Below are 17,014 nucleotides of genomic sequence, written 5' to 3' on the forward strand. Positions count from 1 at the left end.
CCCCCCCCCCCCAGGAGCCACGCCGCTCCCTCATCCCCGGAAACCGCATGCCCGGAACCTCGTCAATGACGCCATCTGGGGTCGCCAGCATCGAGGAGTTGGGCCTTCGTGGCACCCTTTTCCTAGCCGCACTGTTAGCCGCGCAGCTACGACGCCTACCGGTGGCGCCCACACGCCGCTCCACCTTGCTGGTGCTGGACACGCTGCGAGACTTGGCCTTGATCCAAGTTCCCTGGCCAGCGGATCGATGGCAGATCCGCCCCGATGCCGAGGTCACGCCCATCGAAGATCTGCAATGGGCTTTCGCCTGGTCTACCCACGAGCGCAGGCACCTGCTCCCGGTGCTGGAAGACCAACTCGGCGATATGGCACACGATGTAGACTTGGCGGACGCGAAACTGGAGCTGTGGGATGAACTTGCACTCTGGGAGACCGAGCAGTTTCTGGAGCAGCAATTGCTCAAACATCACTTCGACCCAGGCTGGGCACGTGATGTGGGGTTCGTCTTTCAATCCGGACCGCGGGGCTTGCCGATCGCGCGGTGGCGTTACTGCTGCTGGGCGGCGGTACGCCAAGGTGCCTCGGTGGCGATGCGTCTTGGCGTGCACGACAGCGCCCATGTGCGGGAAGCCATCTTTCAGGAGGTCCAGAAGCGCCTGCGCTACCTGATGACCAGTTCGCCCGAGCAAGGCATGTTCAAGCCCTATCATTTGGCACCGGAGTCCTCAGTAGCCAAACTGTTTGTAGATTGGGTCGTCCCTATGGAATGGGCGTACTGGACAGGTGAGCGCCACCCCAGCCGCTAGCAGACAAACGAGCAGCCTCGTCAGTCGGCTCCCCCATCTTGCGCATGGCCGCGCCGAGTTTTCTTCACCGCATTTTGTGCTGGCGTCAGTTGATTCAGTAGAGGCTCTAGCGCTTCAAGACGTGCATTGGCACGCAACGCATCGGCTTCAGCGCTCTCGCGGCGCTCACGCTCCCGCGCAAGGGTGTCTTGAACTTGAGCTAGCTCGTTGCGCATGGTATCCAAGGTCTTGGCGTCAGTCTTCCAGCGCTCCTGCAGTGCCAAATAGTCCGTCGCGGTCTGGCGCAACGCCACGACCTCGCTGTGTTGGCCTTCGTGGGCCTGTCGTAGCTGGGCAAGCTTACGCTCAATCCGCCCGTGGCGCTCCAGCCATTGACCATTGTCGCGGTTCAGCACCAACAGCTCCTGATTCTTCGCGCCCAAGGCTTCATTGGCCTGACGTAAGGCTACTTGCAGCTCTTGGACCTGATGCTCGTGACGGCGAAGCTCTTGCTCACGCTGCTCTTTGGTTGAAGTGCGGTAGTGCTCAAGCGCTTCCCGGGCATGGGCATGCTTGTCCTCCAGAGAACGCGTATGCGCCTCATGATCAGCCAGCCGCACCGTCATGCCAGCGATGCGCTCGTTCAACTGGGCGATTTCCGCGATCCTGTCACCTAGATTCTGTTGAAGGAGGGCGTGAGCAGCTTGCTCTTGGTGCAGGCTTGCTTCGGTGCGCTGCAGCCGACTGCTCAAGGCGGCAGCCTCCTCTTGGGCACCGGAAAGCGCCTGTTGCCGACTGTGGAGCTCAGCCTGATGGCGCTCACGCTCCTGGGTGAGGATGGCCTCTGCTTCCTCCTGGAGCCGCGAGGCCAAGCGCGCAACCAAGTCCTGCAAAGCATCACTAACGGCTACCGTCCTCGCCGGACCGCCGCCTTCCTCTCCTTCCAGTTCACGCAAGTAGCGGTGGATCGTGGTCTTGGAGCCCGTGTTGCCCAAGGCCACTCGCACCGCGTCGACTGACGGCTTCTTGCGTTGGGCCAGCAGCGCGTCGCGCGCCTTCTGGACGTCACTCTTATAGAGTCCTGCGCGCGCCATCGTGCCACCTCACTTTATTTCGTAATGTATTACATACCATGTAATTACATACTATTAAAGCAGGTAGACGACCGCTCGTCGGCGAAAATAATTATACGGGATAATATTGAATTATCCCGCGTAAGGCGGATTCTGACCCTTCCCCGCGTCCCAAGCAGTACGAAACCGCCCAGGGCCGGCGATCGCTGGGTAGTATGGCCCAGAGCGGAAAGGAGGCCAGCCAGGGTGCAGGCAGGCTCCGCCACCGAGCCCGTTGGCCATCAAAGGACTGTGCATGCCGATCGAACGTATCGTCATCGACAACTTCAAGTCGTTTCGCCATCTGGACCTGCCCCTCAATGCCCACATGAACCTGGTGGTGGGCGACAACGAGGTCGGTAAATCCACCCTGCTGGAGGCCATCCACGCGGTGGTCACCGGCCAGCTGCATGGGCGCAATCTTGCCTACGAGCTCACGCCCTACCTGTTCCACCAGCCCATGGTGCAGGAGTACTTGGGAGCGCTTGCCACGGGCACGCCGGCCTCGCCGCCACGGATCTCCATCGAAGCCTATTTGGGCGCCGACGCCGCGCTGGCGTCGTTACGCGGCACCAACAACTCCCTGCGTCTGGATACCGCCGGCATCCGGCTGCTGGTCGAGCTCAACGACGACTACCGCGAGGAGTTCAACGCCTACCTGCAGCAGCACCAGGGCGCGGTCAGCCTGCCGGTGGAGTACTACACGGTGCGCTGGTACTCCTTCGCCAACAATGGCGTCACCGCCCGTAGTATTCCGTTCGACTCGACCATCATCGACACGCACGGCATCAAGACCTTGTCCGGTGCCGATCGCTATATCGCCGGCATCATCGAGCAGGCACTGACGCCTGCGCAGCGCGTCTCGCTGTCGCTGAGCTTCCGCCGCATGCGGCAGAGCTTTTCCGAAGAAGCGGATGTGGCAGCGATCAATGCCTACTTGACCGAGCACACCGGGGACATCAGCCACAGGGCATTGACGGTAGGCGTGGACACATCGCCGCGCTCAACGTGGGAAACCAGCCTGTCACCCTACCTGGATGAGCTCCCGTTCATCCAGGCCGGCAAGGGCGAGCAAAGCGCGGTGAAGATGAAGCTGGCGATGCACGCGGCCGGCGCGGCTCACGTGCTGCTGATCGAGGAGCCGGAGAACCATCTGTCCTATTCCAGCATGACCCAGCTGATCGACAAGATTGCGGCCCACTCCACCGCCCAGCAGGTGATCATCGCCACCCACAGCAGCTTCGTGTTGAACAAGCTGGGCGTGGACAACGTGATCCTGTTCAGCGCGCAAGGCCAGATGAAGCTGGACCAGCTGCCCAGCGATACCCACGACTATTTCATGAAGCTGCCGGGCCACGACACGCTGCGGTTGATCCTGGCCAAGCAGGCGATCCTGGTGGAAGGCCCTTCCGACGAACTGATCGTGCAGCGTGCCTACAGTGACCATCACGGCGTGGCGCCGATGGCTCACGGCGTAGACATCATTTCGGTCAAGTCGTTGGCATTCAAACGCTTCTTGCAGATTGCCGATCGACTGAGGATTCAGGCCAAGGTGATCACCGACAACGACGGTGATATCGCAGTTGTGCAAGAGCGCTATGCCGAGCACATCAACGCGATCTATTACGATTCCGACGAGAGCGCCCCTTCGCTGGAAGAGCAGCTGATCAAAGCCAACTCGCTGGCCGAACTCAATACCGTGCTGGGCAAGGCCTTTGCCGATGAGGTGGCGCTGCTCAAGTACATGAAGGGCCATAAGACCGATACGGCCTTGGCGATTTTCAATAGCCCGCACTCGATCAGGTTCCCGGACTATGTCCAGCGTGCCATCACCTAACCGGGTCCTGCTCTCGGCAGCCGGCTCGGGCAAGACCACGTTGCTGGTCCGGCAGGCCTTGGAGCGACCTGGGCGCCGCATCGCGATTGTCACCTACACGCTGGAAAACCTAGAAGAGATCCGGCGCTCGTTTGAGGCCCACGCAGGCGCGGTCCCCGCGCATGTCACCTTGCACAGCTGGTATGGCTTTCTGCTGCGCCAGTGCATTCGCCCGTACCAAGCTGCGCTTTGCCCTGAGCCTCGCATCGAGACCATCCTGTTCGTAGAAGGTGTCACCAACAACCGCGCCCCACGCACCCAGGTGGCGCGCCACTACCTGGCGGGCAACCGGATGTATTCGGACCGAGCGGCCGATTTCGCTGTGCGCTGCGATGAGCTGACCCAAGGCCAGGTCGTGGCGCGATTGGCGGCGATGTACGACGAGCTCTACATCGACGAAGTCCAGGATCTGGCCGGCTTTGATCTGGATCTGGTCGAACGGCTGTTGAAGAGCGAGATTGCCATCACGTTGGTAGGCGATACGCGCCAAGCCACGTATGCCACCAACTATGCGCAAAGGTACAGCCAATACCGTGGTCCGAATCTGGCAGCGCTGTTTCAGATTTGGGAGGCCGACGACTTATGCCGGCTGGATCACCGCCTCACCAGTCTGCGCTGCGTCCAGGCCCTGTGCGATATGGCTGACACGCTCTATCCGCAGATGCCGCGGACCCAATCAGGCAATGGCGAGGTCACCGGACACGATGGCATCTACCTCGTCGCTCCAGGGGATGTGGCCGCGTACATGCAGGAGTTCGCCCCCACCGTGCTCCGGCATGACCGGCGGCAGGCGTGCGACGGACTGCCGGCGGTGAACTTTGGGCAGTGCAAGGGCCGCACCTACAGTCGGGTCCTCATCTTTCCGAACGGGCCGTTGACGCAGTACCTGCGCACGGCCGATGCAGCGCGTATCACCGCGCCGCCGAAATACTACGTGGCCTTCGCCCGGGCGCGGCAAAGCGTGGCCTTTGTGTATGCCGGCGCGTGCGCGTTGCCGGGTCATCAGCTCTATGCGCCTGCCAGCGCAGACGCATAGAGCCAGGGGCTGCGATCACATCTTCTTTAACGGCGCCGCGGTGGGCGGCGGCGGTACCGGGCCCGGGTCGTTGAAACACAGCATGATCTGATCGATGCCGAATTGATCGGCCAGGACCTGGGCAATCACAGCATGTACCAGGTCCAGGTCGACCGAGGGCGCCGCGACCGTGATGGTGGCCGCGATCGCACGGCCATGCTCACCGGCGACCAGGCGCAGGTCGTCCACCGCTTTCACGCCCGGGTCGGTAAACATCGCCGCACGGACCTGTTCCAGGTTGAGCTCGTTCATGGGGACTCCAAAGCAGTGCTACCGGCGCGGGGAGCTCGGTCGCGATGCAGCCAACGATAGAGCACCGGCAGCACCAACAAGGTCAATGCGGTGGATGAGACGATGCCGCCGATGACGACAGTGGCCAGCGGCCGCTGCACTTCCGAGCCAGCACCGACATTCAAGGCCATGGGTAGGAAGCCCAGCGAGGCTACCAGGGCGGTCATCAACACCGGTCGCAGGCGTCCAAGGGCGCCGTCGCGCACAGCGTCGTCTAGCGGATCGCCCTGTTCGCGCAGACGGCGGATGAAGGCGATCATGACCAGCCCGTTGAGTACGGCCACGCCCGACAGCGCGATGAAGCCCACACCGGCAGAGATCGACAACGGAATCCCGCGCAGAGCCAGTGCCAGCACACCGCCGGTCAGCGCCAGCGGCACGCCACTGAACACAATGGCCGCATCCTTGGCCGAGCCGAAGGCCATGAATAGCAGAGCGAAGATCAACGCCAGTGTCACCGGAACGACCACGCCCAGGCGTTGGGTGGCCGAGATCAGCTGCTCGAAGGTGCCGCCGTAATCGATCCAGTAGCCCTCTGGAAGCGCGGCATCCTGGCCGATGCGTGTGCGCAACTCGCCGACGAACCCGCCCAGATCGCGCTCGCGCACGTTGGCGGTGATCACCACGCGGCGCTTGCCGTTCTCGCGGTTGATCTGATTGGGCCCGCGCTCTACCTGGATCTTCGCCACTTCCCGCAGCGGCACCGTGCGAGGCCCCCCATTGGCGCCGGCGGCCAGACGGCTGGACTCATCGACACTGGTGCTTGCCGGCAGCGGAATGGGCAGATCTGCCAGCACAGCGGGGTCTTGGCGCTGCGCTTCGGGCAGGCGCACGACCAGGTCGAAGCGGCGGTCGCCCTCGATCAACTGGCCGGCAACACTGCCCCCAATGGCGGTGGCCACCGTTTCCTGCACATCGCCCGGGTTCAGGCCATACCGTGCCAATGCCGCCGGATCTGGCATGATGGTCAGCAGCGGCAGGCCGGAGACCTGCTCGGCCTTGACGTCTTCGGCGCCGGGGACGCTACGCATGACCCGCTCGACCCGGCTGGCCAGGCGCGTCAACTGGTCAAGGTTGTCGCCGTAGACCTTGACCGCCACGTCCGAACGGACGCCGGAGATCAACTCGTTGGTGCGCATCTGGATGGGCTGGGTGAACTCGTAGTTGCTGCCCGGGATTTCCTTGGCCGCCGCCTCCAGCTCTTCCACCAGCTCGGCCTTGGGCTTGCGCGGGTCGGGCCACTGGTCGCGGGGCTTGAGCATCAGGAAGGTGTCGGCCATCGACGGCGGCATAGGATCGGTGGCCACCTCGGCGGTGCCGATCTTTGAGAAGATGTTGGCCACCTCCGGGAACTGGGCCAGGCGCTTCTCCAGCGTTTCCTGCATGGCCACCGACTGCTCCAAGCTGGTGCCGGGAATACGCATGGGCTGCAAGGTGATGTCGCCCTCATCCAGGCTCGGCACGAACTCCGAACCCAAGCGGGTGGCCAGCACGCCACAGCCCACCACCAGCACGGCCGCGCCGGCCAGCACCACCACGCGCCGACGCAGGGCCCAATCCAGCAGCGGCGTATAACGGGCACGCGACCAGCGCATCAGGCGGTTGTCGTGCTCAGCCACACGGCCGCGCAGGAAGCTGGCGATCGCCGCCGGCACGAAGGTCAGCGACAACACCATGGCGCCGGTCAGGGCCAGCACCACCGTGATCGCCATCGGGTGGAACATTTTTCCTTCTACCCCGGACAGCGCGAAGATCGGCAGGTAGACCGCGGCGATGATGCCCAGGCCAAACAAGCTGGGACGGATCACCTCGGCGGTGGCCGAGGCGGTCAGGTCATAGCGCTCTTCATCGTTGAGCTGGCGGCCCAGCGCGTGCTGCGCCTCGCCGAACCGGCGCAGACAGTTCTCGATGATGATCACCGCCCCGTCCACGATCAGGCCGAAGTCCAGCGCGCCCAGGCTCATCAGGTTGCCCGACACGCCGCCACGCACCATGCCGATGATGGTGAACAGCATCGCCAACGGGATCACCGCCGCGGTGATCAACGAGGCGCGCACATTGCCCAGCAGCAGGAACAGCACCACCACCACCAGCAGCGCGCCCTCGATCAGGTTCTTGGACACCGTGCCGATGGTGCGATCCACCAGTGCGGTGCGGTCATAGACGGCCTTGGCATGGACGCCGGCAGGCAGGCTGGCGTTGGCGGCATCCAGCTTGGCCGCGGCCGCCTGGGAGACTTCCCGGCTGTTGGCGCCGAACAACATGAAGGCGGTACCGACCACGACCTCGTGGCCATTCTGGGTGGCCGCGCCCGTGCGCAGCTCCTTGCCTTCGCCCACGCTAGCGACGTCGCGCACCCGAATGGGCACGCCATCGCGCCGGTCCAGCACGATGTTGCCGATTGCCTCCAGATTGGCTAGCTGGCCCGGCACGCGCACCAGGAACTGCTGTCCGTTGCGCTCGATGTAGCCGGCGCCGATGTTCTGGTTGTTGCGCATGACCGCGGCGACCACGTCGTTCAACGTGAAGCCCAGCGCCACCAACTGAGCTGGATCGGGAGTGATGTGGATCTGCCGCTCGAAGCCGCCGATGGTGTTGACCTCGGTGACGCCGGGCGTGGTGCGCAGCTGCGGCCGGATCACCCAGTCCTGCAGGGTGCGCAGGTCCGTGGCCGTGTACGGGGTGCCGTCGGGCTTGCGAGCGTTGGGCTCGGCCTCCACGGTGTACATGAAGATCTCGCCCAACCCGGTGGAGATCGGCCCCATTTCCGGGTCCAACCCTTCGGGAAGCTGGGAGGCGATCTGCTGCAGGCGCTCGGCGACCTGCTGGCGGGCAAAGTACAGGTCGGTGCCGTCCTTGAAGACGACGGTGACCTGCGAAAGCCCGTAGCGCGACAGCGAGCGGCTGTAGTCCAGCTTGGGCAGACCGGCCATGGCCGTTTCGATGGCAAAGGTGACCCGTTGTTCGGCCTCCAGCGGCGAGTAACCCGGGGCCTGGGTGTTGATCTGGACCTGGACGTTGGTGATGTCGGGTGTGGCGTCAATGGAAAGGTGACGGTAGCTCCACACGCCCAGCGCAACCAGCGCAGCGGTGAGCACTAGCGTCAGCCAGCGATGGCGGATGGACAGCCCAATGAGGCGTTCGAGCATGGCGGGCCTCATTCTTCTTCCACGGTGGACTTTTCGATGTCGGCCTTGATCAGGAAGCTTTGGGCCACCACCACCTGTTCACCGGCCTTGAGGCCTTCCAGCACTTCGGCGCGTTCGGCGTCGCGGCGCCCCAGCTTCACCGGCCGGGTGTGGTAGGTTTCGCCCTGCTGCACGTAGACCACGTCCTGGTCTTCTGCGGTCTGCAGCGCCGTGATCGGCACCACCAACGCTGCCGATTGGCGATCCACGGTGACCCGCGCCTTGACCGCCGACCCCGGCCGCCACAGGCCATCGGTGTTGGCCACCGTGCCGCGCGCAATGGTGCTTTGGCTGGCGGTGGCGGTGCCGGGCAGGACGCGCTCCAAGGTGGTCTGTGCGGTGACGCCATCGCTCAAGCGGGTAACCGTCACCGGCACGCCAGCACCGATGTGCTGGGCGTCGGCGCCGAAGATGTGCAGGTCCACCCACAGCGTGGACAGGTCGGCGACCTCAAACAGCGGCGCGCCCTCAGCGGCGGCCATGCCTACGGCGGCCGTGCGCGCCATGACCACGCCACTGATCGGCGCGGTGACGGTATAGGTGGTCAGGCTCAGGTTGCTCTCTACCGTGGCCAGTGCCTGGCCGGCCCGTACCTGATCACCCACGCCCGCACGCACGGAGCGGACCGGTCCGGGGAAGCGTGCCGTGACCTGCGCGATGCGACCGTCAATCGGGGTCAACAGCCCTTGCACCTCATGCTCGTCAGCAATCTCACCGGGGCCTGCCGGTGCGACCTGGATACCCGCTGCCTGCGCAGCTTTGGCGGCAATCTTGGTTTCCAGCGGCGCTTCCTCGTGCTCGCCGTGCTCTTCGCCCTCAGCGGCGGCGCCGCCTTCGGACGCTTCGTTGGGGGCCGACGCGTTGCAGGCGGCCAGCATCATCAGGGCCATGCCCAGTGCGGTCCAGGAAAAGCGATTCATGGGGTCTCTCCGGTGGAAGCAGCCGCCGGCGGCGCGACAAGCGCCTGGCCGGTCAGGCGTTGAATTTCGATCAGGGCGCGCTGCGCATCGAGCGCCACGTCCAGCTGCTGCTGGGCCATGGCCGTGCGTTCGGACTGCAGCTGTGCCCATTCCAGGTAGCTGATCGCGCCGGCGCGATAGGCGCGCTCGGCGGCCTGCTCAGCCCGGGCCAACTTCGGCAGCACCTCGCCTTGCAGCCGTGCCACCTCGGCCTGCGCCACGGTGTAGCGACCATGGGCTTCGACCAGCGTGGAATACAGCGACAGGCCCTTGGCCTCGCGCTCGATCGTCAGAACCTCCAGCTCGGCTTCGCCGGCGCGGATCTCCGGCTGCGCGCGGCTGCGGCTGCCCAGTGGCATGGACAGGCTGGCCACCAGCGCGGTGTCGTCAGTCTCCTGCAGGCGGCGCACGCCCAGCTGCCACGACAAGTCCGGCGAGGCCGCCGAACGCGCCAGCTGCAGTCGTGCCTGCGCGATCCGGCGGGCATCGGCAAACTGCGCCAACTCGGGAGTGCGCTCCAATTCCTCGGCCAGCGACTGCATGGACGCGATCGCCGGCAGGGTCATGGGATCCGCCGCGGCCACCTCGAAGCTCGGAGCACGTTCGCCCCAGAGGGCAGCAAGGTGCTGCCGGGCGGCAATGCGCTGCTGCTCGGCCCGATCACGGGTCAATTCTGCTCTCGCCAGTGCTGCTTGTGCGGTGAGCATCACCGATTCGGGAGACGCGCCAGCCTGCAGGCGCTGCCGGGCAGCGGCGACGGTCCGCTGGCGCTGGCCGACATCCATGTTCGCCAGGCTGCGTTGCCGGTCGGCACCGACAACGGCCAAATAGCGCTGCGCCGTCTCGGCGAGCAGGTCCAGCCGCCCGGTCTCGCGCTGCACGGCCAGTGCATCAATCCGGCTTTGGGCCAAGGTGCGCCGGGCGTCGAGCTTGCCGCCGCGCTCCAGGACCGAGCTCAGGCTCAAGGTCAACTCCGCGCTGTCCAGGCCACGGGCCGCGCCCGTGCCCAGCGCATTTTCAACCTCCGCCCCCAACGTCCACGGTGGCCGCTGCACGGCCTGGTCGCGCTCGGCAGCGAGCACCGTGGCTCGCGCATCGACCAGGCGCAGCTCGGGGTGGGTTTGGGCCACGCGTGCAAACGCGTCGTCCAAGGTCATCAGCTCTTCTGCTGTCGCCGGCGTTGCCGCCGCGCTCAACAGTAGCCACGCGGCCAGGGCCGCCAATCGCACATGCATGAAGTACTCCAGAATTTTCGATAGCCAACAGGGATCCGGCGCACGCCGGCGCGCATCACCCTGCGACCGGCGGCCGGAACGGCGCGAGCAGGTGCTCATGCCGATATCTGTCCGCATGGGCTGTCGCCGACGGCCAATGCCGGCCGATATGAGCAATGGCCAACACTATTTCTGGAGCCGGCGCGGCCTGGCTACAGCACAGCACCAGCTGCTGTAGCCGGTGCAGCGCGGCGTCTACGCCACGCTCGGAAGCTGGTGATGCCACTGCCGGGTCATGGTCGGCCGCGGCCAGATGGGTTTGAGCATGGAGCTCGCCAACCACTGCCAGCACCGGCTGCGTCACAAGGCCCACGGCCAAGTGCGCCAGCAGCAGCCAGCGCAGGCCACAGCTCAGCCGGCCAAGCGCTGTCATGCAGGCGTTTTGCGCGCGTCGGCACGCGCCCGGCGAGCATCACCCAAGATCTCGAAAGCCTCCTTGATCACATACAGGCCGATCAGGGCGCCGATCACGAAATCCGGGTAGGGGCTGGCCAGCCACCACACCAACAGGCCGGCCAGAATCACCCCAACGTTGGCCACCACATCGGCGCGGGTAAACAGCCAGGTCGCTCGCAGATGCACTTCGCCAGACTTCAAGGGGGCGAGCATACGGAGCACCTTCAGGTTCACGGCCAGCGAGACCAGAGCGGTACCGATCATCCAACCGCTGACCGGCTCGGCGCCGTACATCACCCGGCGGCCGACTTCGACCAGCACGCCTACGCCCAGCACCAGCAGCACGCTGCCACTGACCCACGCGGCGTTGGCCTTGAAGCGCGCCGTGCGCCCGATAGCGACCAGGCCAATGGCATAGGCGGTGGCGTCAGACAGCATGTCCAGCGCGTCAGCCAGCAGCCCGGTGGAATGGGCAATCCAGCCGGCAATGCCGCCGATCACGGCCATCGCTGCATTCAGGACCAAGGCGATCCAGAGGATGCGTCGCTCCTCCTTGTTCTTGGCTTCGTGGTGGCACCCGCAATCACTCATGTCTTGGTCCTCTGCTGTGTTGTTTCATTGCTTGTTTGCGCCTGGCTGTCTACGCACACCGGAACGGGCATTGGCGAGGAACCCCACGATGGCGGCGGTGCCTACCAATACCTGCGCCAGCAGCGACTGCCAGGTGGGATACAGGCCGATCCACTCGATGCGCGGCAACGCGAGCGGTGTTTGAGAGATCCAGCCCGCTTCCTGCAACGCGGCCACGCCTTTACCGATCAGGATGACCGCCATCACCGCGATGAGAATCGAGCTGATCGAAAAGAACCGGCCAATCGGCAGCCGCCTGCTCATGCGCAGCATCCAGTACGCCACCGCAGCCAACACCGCGATTCCCGCCACCAGGCCTGCGAGGATGGCGGTGGACGCCTGATCGCTCCACATCGCGATGTAGAACAAGATCGTCTCAAACACCTCGCGGTACACCGCGACAAAGGCCAGCATGAACAGGAAAACAGCCGAGCGCCGTGTCAGCGCAGTCGTCAGCTTGGCGTGCAGGTACTCCTGCCACCGCCCTGCAAGGCTCTTTTGGTGCATCCAGATGCCTACGCTGAGCAGGACAGCGGCAGCGAACAAGGCCGAGACGCCCTCAGTGACTTCCCGGTTCGCACCGCTGATATCAACAAAGTAAGTGGCCACTGCCCAGGTAGCTGCGCCTGCCAACAACGCGCAGATCCAACCCGCATGCACATACGGCAACACATCAGACCGCTCGGCTTTACGCAAGAACGCCACGATACCAATCACGATCAGCAGCGCTTCCAGTCCTTCGCGTACCAAGATGGTAAAGCTGCCTAGAAACGCGGTGCTGGCGCCTATTCGGGTGTCCTGCAGCGCCACGTCCGCGCGATCAAACAGCTGGGCAATTTGCGCTGCCTGCCCGGCAACGTCAGCCGCGGGCGCATGCTGATCCAGCTGCGCGCGGTAGCCTGCCATGGCCGTCTCGATCTCTCGCAGCAATGACGGATTGCGCGTGGCCAGCGTGGGTTCAAGCGGCTCTACACCATCCAGATAGGACGAGAGCGCAAGCTTTTTGGCTTGAGCCAGGTCCTCATCAGCGTAAGCGCGCTGGCTGGCGGCCAGTCGCTGCCGCGCCACCGCAAAGCGATCGGCTCCTGGTACCGCTTCGTTTACTGCCTGTGGCTGCGAACGCAGGTAGGCGATGATCGCGTTTGCCTGATCGGCGGGCATCGTGGTGGCAAGATCGGCCTCTCGCGTGCGTGTCAGCGCTTCGAGCGAGGGAATGTGCGTATGGGCCTCGGCACTGGTGCGCCATAACGCCTCACCTTGAGCCTTGGCTTGCGAGGAGTACCCCAAGCTGCCCACATAGAATGCCAACGCCCAGCGATCACTTTCTGACAGCCCAGAGAAGCTGACCATGCCGGTACCCGGCACACCCTGGGAAATGACCTCGTACAACGACAGCGGCGTTCGCTGCGCGGCGCGAGTGGCATCGGTGAACGCGATCGGCGGCGGACTTAACGCTTGCGCGGCGGGGCCATCACCGTGACCTGTGGGGCCGTGACAGGCCGCGCACTGCTGGCTGTAGATGGACGCGGCCTGGGAGGTCTTCGGCGCGCTCGCCGGAACAGCGCCGATCGGGTAGCGGGCCAACAGCGTCGTGCCGAGCCCGCGCGCCAACGTTGCCACTTGCGCCGGGTCGGCCTTCTCTGCCACCGCCTGGACCAGGCGGTCGGCCTGGGCCGTCAGCTCCTGCTGGTTCTGGCCACCGGGCAATGCTGCCAGCTGACTGCGCACGGCGCCGGCAAACTCGCTCATTTCGGCGTATTCGTTGGGGGCAATTACGCGACCGGCCTGGACCGCGCCGGGGTAGTCGACCGCGATGTAATCGAGCATCTGCCAGGTTTGGCGCAGGTCTGCTGCGGCAGGCTCCGCCTGAGCAGAAGCGGGCAGAACCCAGCCGATCAGCAAGGCAATCAGGCAGTAGCGAATCAAGGCGATGGGCAGTGGCATGGTCGTCACATGCAGCGCCGCGGCCGGAGTGGCGGCGGATACGGGTTCAGCGTAAAGTCCGTAGCTACTACGGAGTCAAGCGTACTACGAATGAAAATCAGTGAGGCTGCCGACGCCAGCGGATGCCACTTGGAGACGATTCGCTATTACGAGCGGATCGGGTTGCTGCCGCGCCCGGGGCGCACGGGCAACGGCTACCGGGTCTATGGCCCGGCCGACATCGAGCGGCTGCGCTTCATTGCGCGTGGCCGGGACCTGGGCTTCAGCCTGGAGGAGGTCCGCAGCCTGCTGCAGCTGGCCGGCGATGAGGAGCTTTCGTGCGGGGACGTGGACCGGTTGGCCCGCAGCCATCTGGCCGACGTGCGCGCCCGCATGGCCGACCTGCAGCGCATGGCCAGCGAGCTGGAACGGGTGATTGCCAGTTGCCATGGCGGGCAGCGGGCGGAATGCACCATCCTGTCGACGCTGCGCCAGACGACCTCGGTGGAGGCCACGCGCCAGTGACCGAACTGGACCGCTACCTCGATGCGGCCACGCGCCAGAACACGGTGCGCAGCTATGCGTCGGCGCTGCGGCACTTCGAGGTTGAATGGCAAGGCCACCTCCCAGCGACACCTGACAGCGTGGCCCGGTACCTGGCCGCTTATGCGCAGACCTTGGCGACCAGCACCCTCCGCCAACGTCTGGCGGCCATCGCCTCTTGGCACCGCGACCACGGCTTTGTCGACCCGACCCGATCGCCGCTGGTGCGCAAGGTGCTCAAAGGCATCCAGACCCTGCACCCGGGCCAGGTCAAGCAAGCCGCGCCGCTCCAGATTCGGCGGCTGGTCGAGCTCGATGACTGGCTGGCCGCGGCGATCGCTGCGGCACATGCCCGGGGCGATGGGCCGGCGGCGCTGCGCCATCAACGAGACCGAGCGCTGGTGCTGCTCGGGTTCCGCACTCTGGAGCTGGCCGCCATCGGCGCCCGTGAGCGGGTCAATCTGGGCTACTACCGCAGCATCAGCCACGCGCTGACGCCTGCCACGCGCACGCTCATCGACGAACTGCTGCGCGCACCGGAAGGGTCCAGGTTCACCGGCTGGCAATCACTCAAGCGCGAGCCCGGCCGGCCCACCAACAAGGAAGTTCGGTTCTACCTGCAGCACATCCGCATGCTGCAGCAGTTGGCCGACCAGCTGCCTCCCATCGATGTGCCGGTGCCCAAGCTCAAGCAGTTCCGTGCAATGGCTCGGGCCTATGACGCCAGCGAGCTGGCCGAACTGGCTCCGGACAAGCGCTATGCGCTGGCCACCATCTTCATTCGCGCCCAGCATGCCAAGACACTGGATGATGCAGCCGAGTTGTTCATCAAGCAGGTGCGCGGGCTGGAGAACACGGCCCAGCAGAAATTGCTGGCCTACCAGCTCGAACATGCCAAACGGGCCGACTTCCTCATCGGCCAGCTCAAGGAAATCCTGCAGGCCTATCAGCTAGACGGCAGCGATAGTCAGCGCGTGGATGCCATCGACAACAGCCTGGAAGCGGAAGTGTCGACCTTGCTGGCCGAATGCGAAGAACATATGGCCTACGCCGGGAAGAACTACCTGCCTTTCATGCTGCAGCCCTATGGCGCGGTCAGGCCGCTGCTGTTCAATGGGCTGGAGCTGATGAAACTTCGGGCGACCAGCCACGACGCCGGCATGGAGCCGCTGATCGCAGCGGTGCTCTCGCTGCGCAACCAGCGCCGTGAGCTGATCGAGGTCGCCTCCCTCGGTTTGGACCCGGAAAAGGACTTTGACTGGATGTCCAAGCTCTGGTGTCAGCACGTGTTCGGCAAGCGGGCCAGTGCAGCCGGCGCCGGCTGGATGCACCGTAAGTACTTCGAGCTGGCCGTGCTGGTGCAGGTCAAGGACGAACTGAAGTCCGGAGATCTCTTCATTCCCAGCAGCGAACGGTTTGATGACTACCGTGAGCAGCTGGTCGATGAAGCCACCTTGGCCCAGGAACTGGAAGCCTACGGCCAGGTGTCAGGCCTGCCCACCGACGCCGAGTCTTTCGTGGCGGGATTACGTGCACAACTGACCTCCCTGGCCGATGAGGTCGACGCGCGTTTCCCGGAGAACGTACATGCGGACATCCTGGATGGGCGCCTGGTGCTGCGGAAGGGGCAACGCGCCGAAGTCTCCAGCGCGATTACCACGGTGGATCGCCTCATCGCCGAACGGCTTCCAGAATCCAGCATCGTCGATGTCCTGATCGATGCCAGCCAATGGCTGGATCTGCACCGTTTCTTCCGCCCGATCGCCGGCACCGAGAGCCAGGTCGAAGATCTGCCCCGACGTGTGATCACCACGCTATTCTGCTATGGCTGCAACCTGGGGCCGACGCAGACGGCGCGGTCGATCAAGGGCTTCAGCCGGCGCCAAGTCGCTTGGCTCAACCTGAAATACGTGACCGAGGATGTGCTTGAGAAGGCCATCGTGGAGGTCATCAATACCTACAACAAATTCGACCTGCCTGGCTATTGGGGCAGCGGCAAGAGCGCATCAGCTGATGGCACGAAGTGGAGCGTCTACGAGGACAACCTGCTGTCGGAGTATCACATCCGCTACGGCGGCTACGGTGGCATCGGCTACTGCCACGTGTCCGACAAATACGTAGCGCCGTTCAGCCACTTCATTCCCTGTGGCGTGCACGAGGGCATCTACATCCTCGACGGTCTGTTGGCCAACACTTCCGACATCCAGCCTGAGATCGTCCATGGCGACACGCAGGCCCAAAGCTATCCGGTCTTCGGCCTGGCCCACATGCTGGGCATCCAGCTGATGCCCCGGATCCGGAACATCAAGGACCTGACATTCTTTCGGCCCGAACCGGGTAGGGCTTATAAGAACATCCAGGCACTGTTCGGGGACAGCATCGACTGGCAACTGATCGCCACCCATCTCCACGACATGCTGCGGGTGGTGATCTCAATCCGATTGGGCAAGATCACCGCGTCCTCGATCCTGCGCCGGCTGGGCACCTACAGCCGGAAGAACAAGCTGTACTTCGCCTTCCGGGAACTTGGCAAGGCCGTTCGAACGCTGTTCTTGCTGCGCTACATTGATGACAATGAGATCCGCAAAACGATCCATGCTGCCACCAACAAGAGCGAGGAATACAACGGCTTCGTGAAATGGGTGTTCTTTGGCAGCCAGGGGATCATTGCTGAGAACGTCCAACACGAGCAGCGCAAGATCATCAAGTACAGCCAGCTGGTGGCCAACATGATCATCCTCCACAACGTGGAAGGCATGAGCCGGACCTTGGCCGAGATGAGGAAGGAGGGGATTGAACTGACGCCCGAGATCCTGGCCGGCCTGTCGCCTTATCGGACCAGCCACATCAATCGCTTCGGCGACTACCACCTGGATCTTGAAAGGGAAGTGGCGCCGCTGAGCTACACAGCCAAGGTGCTTGAACAGACCCCATAGATGGGGAGAACCTGATCGAGAGACGA

At 64.3% G+C, this 17,014-nt stretch carries 12 protein-coding genes; 5 read left to right on the forward strand and 7 right to left on the reverse strand.

What is annotated here, in order from left to right:
* Positions 1 to 47 precede the first annotated feature (47 nt).
* Entirely contained in the window at positions 48 to 806 is a 759-nt protein-coding gene (locus AB839_RS02885) for a hypothetical protein (protein ID WP_223224790.1), read from the forward strand.
* Positions 807 to 826: 20 nt separating this feature from the next.
* Here AB839_RS02885 and AB839_RS02890 read toward each other — a convergent pair whose 3' ends face one another.
* On the reverse strand, positions 827 to 1,879 hold the full coding sequence (locus AB839_RS02890; protein ID WP_033835653.1) for a DNA-binding protein: 1,053 nt from the start codon (positions 1,877 to 1,879) through the stop codon (positions 827 to 829).
* Positions 1,880 to 2,153: 274 nt separating this feature from the next.
* Here AB839_RS02890 and AB839_RS02895 point away from each other — a divergent pair, with 274 nt between their 5' ends.
* Entirely contained in the window at positions 2,154 to 3,734 is a 1,581-nt protein-coding gene (locus AB839_RS02895) for an AAA family ATPase (protein ID WP_033835654.1), read from the forward strand.
* Entirely contained in the window at positions 3,712 to 4,809 is a 1,098-nt protein-coding gene (locus tag AB839_RS02900; RefSeq protein WP_033835655.1) for a UvrD-helicase domain-containing protein, read from the forward strand. Before AB839_RS02895 ends, AB839_RS02900 begins: the two co-directional genes overlap by 23 nt.
* A 15-nt stretch (positions 4,810 to 4,824) precedes the next feature.
* Here the strand turns inward: AB839_RS02900 and AB839_RS02905 are convergent, their stop codons facing one another.
* From AB839_RS02905 to AB839_RS02930, 6 genes are all read right to left on the reverse strand, one after another.
* Positions 4,825 to 5,100: a hypothetical protein gene (locus AB839_RS02905; protein ID WP_019184735.1), complete on the reverse strand. Its 276-nt coding sequence runs from the start codon at positions 5,098 to 5,100 to the stop codon at positions 4,825 to 4,827.
* A complete protein-coding gene (locus AB839_RS02910; RefSeq protein WP_033835656.1) occupies positions 5,097 to 8,288 on the reverse strand; it encodes a CusA/CzcA family heavy metal efflux RND transporter in 3,192 nt (1,063 codons plus the stop codon). The genes AB839_RS02905 and AB839_RS02910 overlap by 4 nt, the downstream gene beginning before the upstream one ends.
* Before the next feature lie 8 nt (positions 8,289 to 8,296).
* Positions 8,297 to 9,247, reverse strand: a complete 951-nt coding sequence (locus AB839_RS02915; RefSeq protein WP_021201906.1) for an efflux RND transporter periplasmic adaptor subunit — start codon at positions 9,245 to 9,247, stop codon at positions 8,297 to 8,299.
* Positions 9,244 to 10,521, reverse strand: a complete 1,278-nt coding sequence (locus AB839_RS02920; RefSeq protein ID WP_012480227.1) for a TolC family protein — start codon at positions 10,519 to 10,521, stop codon at positions 9,244 to 9,246. Before AB839_RS02920 ends, AB839_RS02915 begins: the two co-directional genes overlap by 4 nt.
* A gap of 408 nt (positions 10,522 to 10,929) precedes the next feature.
* The gene (locus AB839_RS02925) at positions 10,930 to 11,547 is read right to left on the reverse strand and encodes a cation transporter (RefSeq protein WP_005413376.1); all 618 of its coding nucleotides are present in this window, start codon (positions 11,545 to 11,547) and stop codon (positions 10,930 to 10,932) included.
* A 24-nt stretch (positions 11,548 to 11,571) separates the two neighbouring features.
* Positions 11,572 to 13,530, reverse strand: coding sequence for an FTR1 family protein (locus AB839_RS02930; protein ID WP_021201907.1), 1,959 nt, complete (start codon positions 13,528 to 13,530; stop codon positions 11,572 to 11,574).
* A 90-nt stretch (positions 13,531 to 13,620) separates the two neighbouring features.
* Between AB839_RS02930 and AB839_RS02935 the strand changes: the two genes are divergently transcribed.
* On the forward strand, positions 13,621 to 14,034 hold the full coding sequence (locus AB839_RS02935) for a helix-turn-helix domain-containing protein (RefSeq protein WP_012480230.1): 414 nt from the start codon (positions 13,621 to 13,623) through the stop codon (positions 14,032 to 14,034).
* Entirely contained in the window at positions 13,977 to 16,988 is a 3,012-nt protein-coding gene (locus tag AB839_RS02940) for a Tn3 family transposase (protein ID WP_229295631.1), read from the forward strand. The genes AB839_RS02935 and AB839_RS02940 overlap by 58 nt, the downstream gene beginning before the upstream one ends.
* The last annotated feature ends 26 nt before the right edge of the window (positions 16,989 to 17,014 follow it).

Source organism: Stenotrophomonas sp. DDT-1, assembly GCF_001580555.1.
GTDB classification, from domain to species: domain Bacteria; phylum Pseudomonadota; class Gammaproteobacteria; order Xanthomonadales; family Xanthomonadaceae; genus Stenotrophomonas; species Stenotrophomonas sepilia.

What these genes read in the sequence shown, in the direction of transcription:
- AB839_RS02885 (WP_223224790.1), top strand. Translation starts at nt 48, where the DNA reads ATGCCCGGAACCTCGTCAATGACGCCATCTGGGGTCGCCAGCATCGAG.
- AB839_RS02890 (WP_033835653.1), bottom strand. Translation starts at nt 1,879, where the DNA reads ATGGCGCGCGCAGGACTCTATAAGAGTGACGTCCAGAAGGCGCGCGAC.
- AB839_RS02895 (WP_033835654.1), top strand. Translation starts at nt 2,154, where the DNA reads ATGCCGATCGAACGTATCGTCATCGACAACTTCAAGTCGTTTCGCCAT.
- AB839_RS02900 (WP_033835655.1), top strand. Translation starts at nt 3,712, where the DNA reads ATGTCCAGCGTGCCATCACCTAACCGGGTCCTGCTCTCGGCAGCCGGC.
- AB839_RS02905 (WP_019184735.1), bottom strand. Translation starts at nt 5,100, where the DNA reads ATGAACGAGCTCAACCTGGAACAGGTCCGTGCGGCGATGTTTACCGAC.
- AB839_RS02910 (WP_033835656.1), bottom strand. Translation starts at nt 8,288, where the DNA reads ATGCTCGAACGCCTCATTGGGCTGTCCATCCGCCATCGCTGGCTGACG.
- AB839_RS02915 (WP_021201906.1), bottom strand. Translation starts at nt 9,247, where the DNA reads ATGAATCGCTTTTCCTGGACCGCACTGGGCATGGCCCTGATGATGCTG.
- AB839_RS02920 (WP_012480227.1), bottom strand. Translation starts at nt 10,521, where the DNA reads ATGCATGTGCGATTGGCGGCCCTGGCCGCGTGGCTACTGTTGAGCGCG.
- AB839_RS02925 (WP_005413376.1), bottom strand. Translation starts at nt 11,547, where the DNA reads ATGAGTGATTGCGGGTGCCACCACGAAGCCAAGAACAAGGAGGAGCGA.
- AB839_RS02930 (WP_021201907.1), bottom strand. Translation starts at nt 13,530, where the DNA reads ATGCCACTGCCCATCGCCTTGATTCGCTACTGCCTGATTGCCTTGCTG.
- AB839_RS02935 (WP_012480230.1), top strand. Translation starts at nt 13,621, where the DNA reads ATGAAAATCAGTGAGGCTGCCGACGCCAGCGGATGCCACTTGGAGACG.
- AB839_RS02940 (WP_229295631.1), top strand. Translation starts at nt 13,977, where the DNA reads ATGCACCATCCTGTCGACGCTGCGCCAGACGACCTCGGTGGAGGCCAC.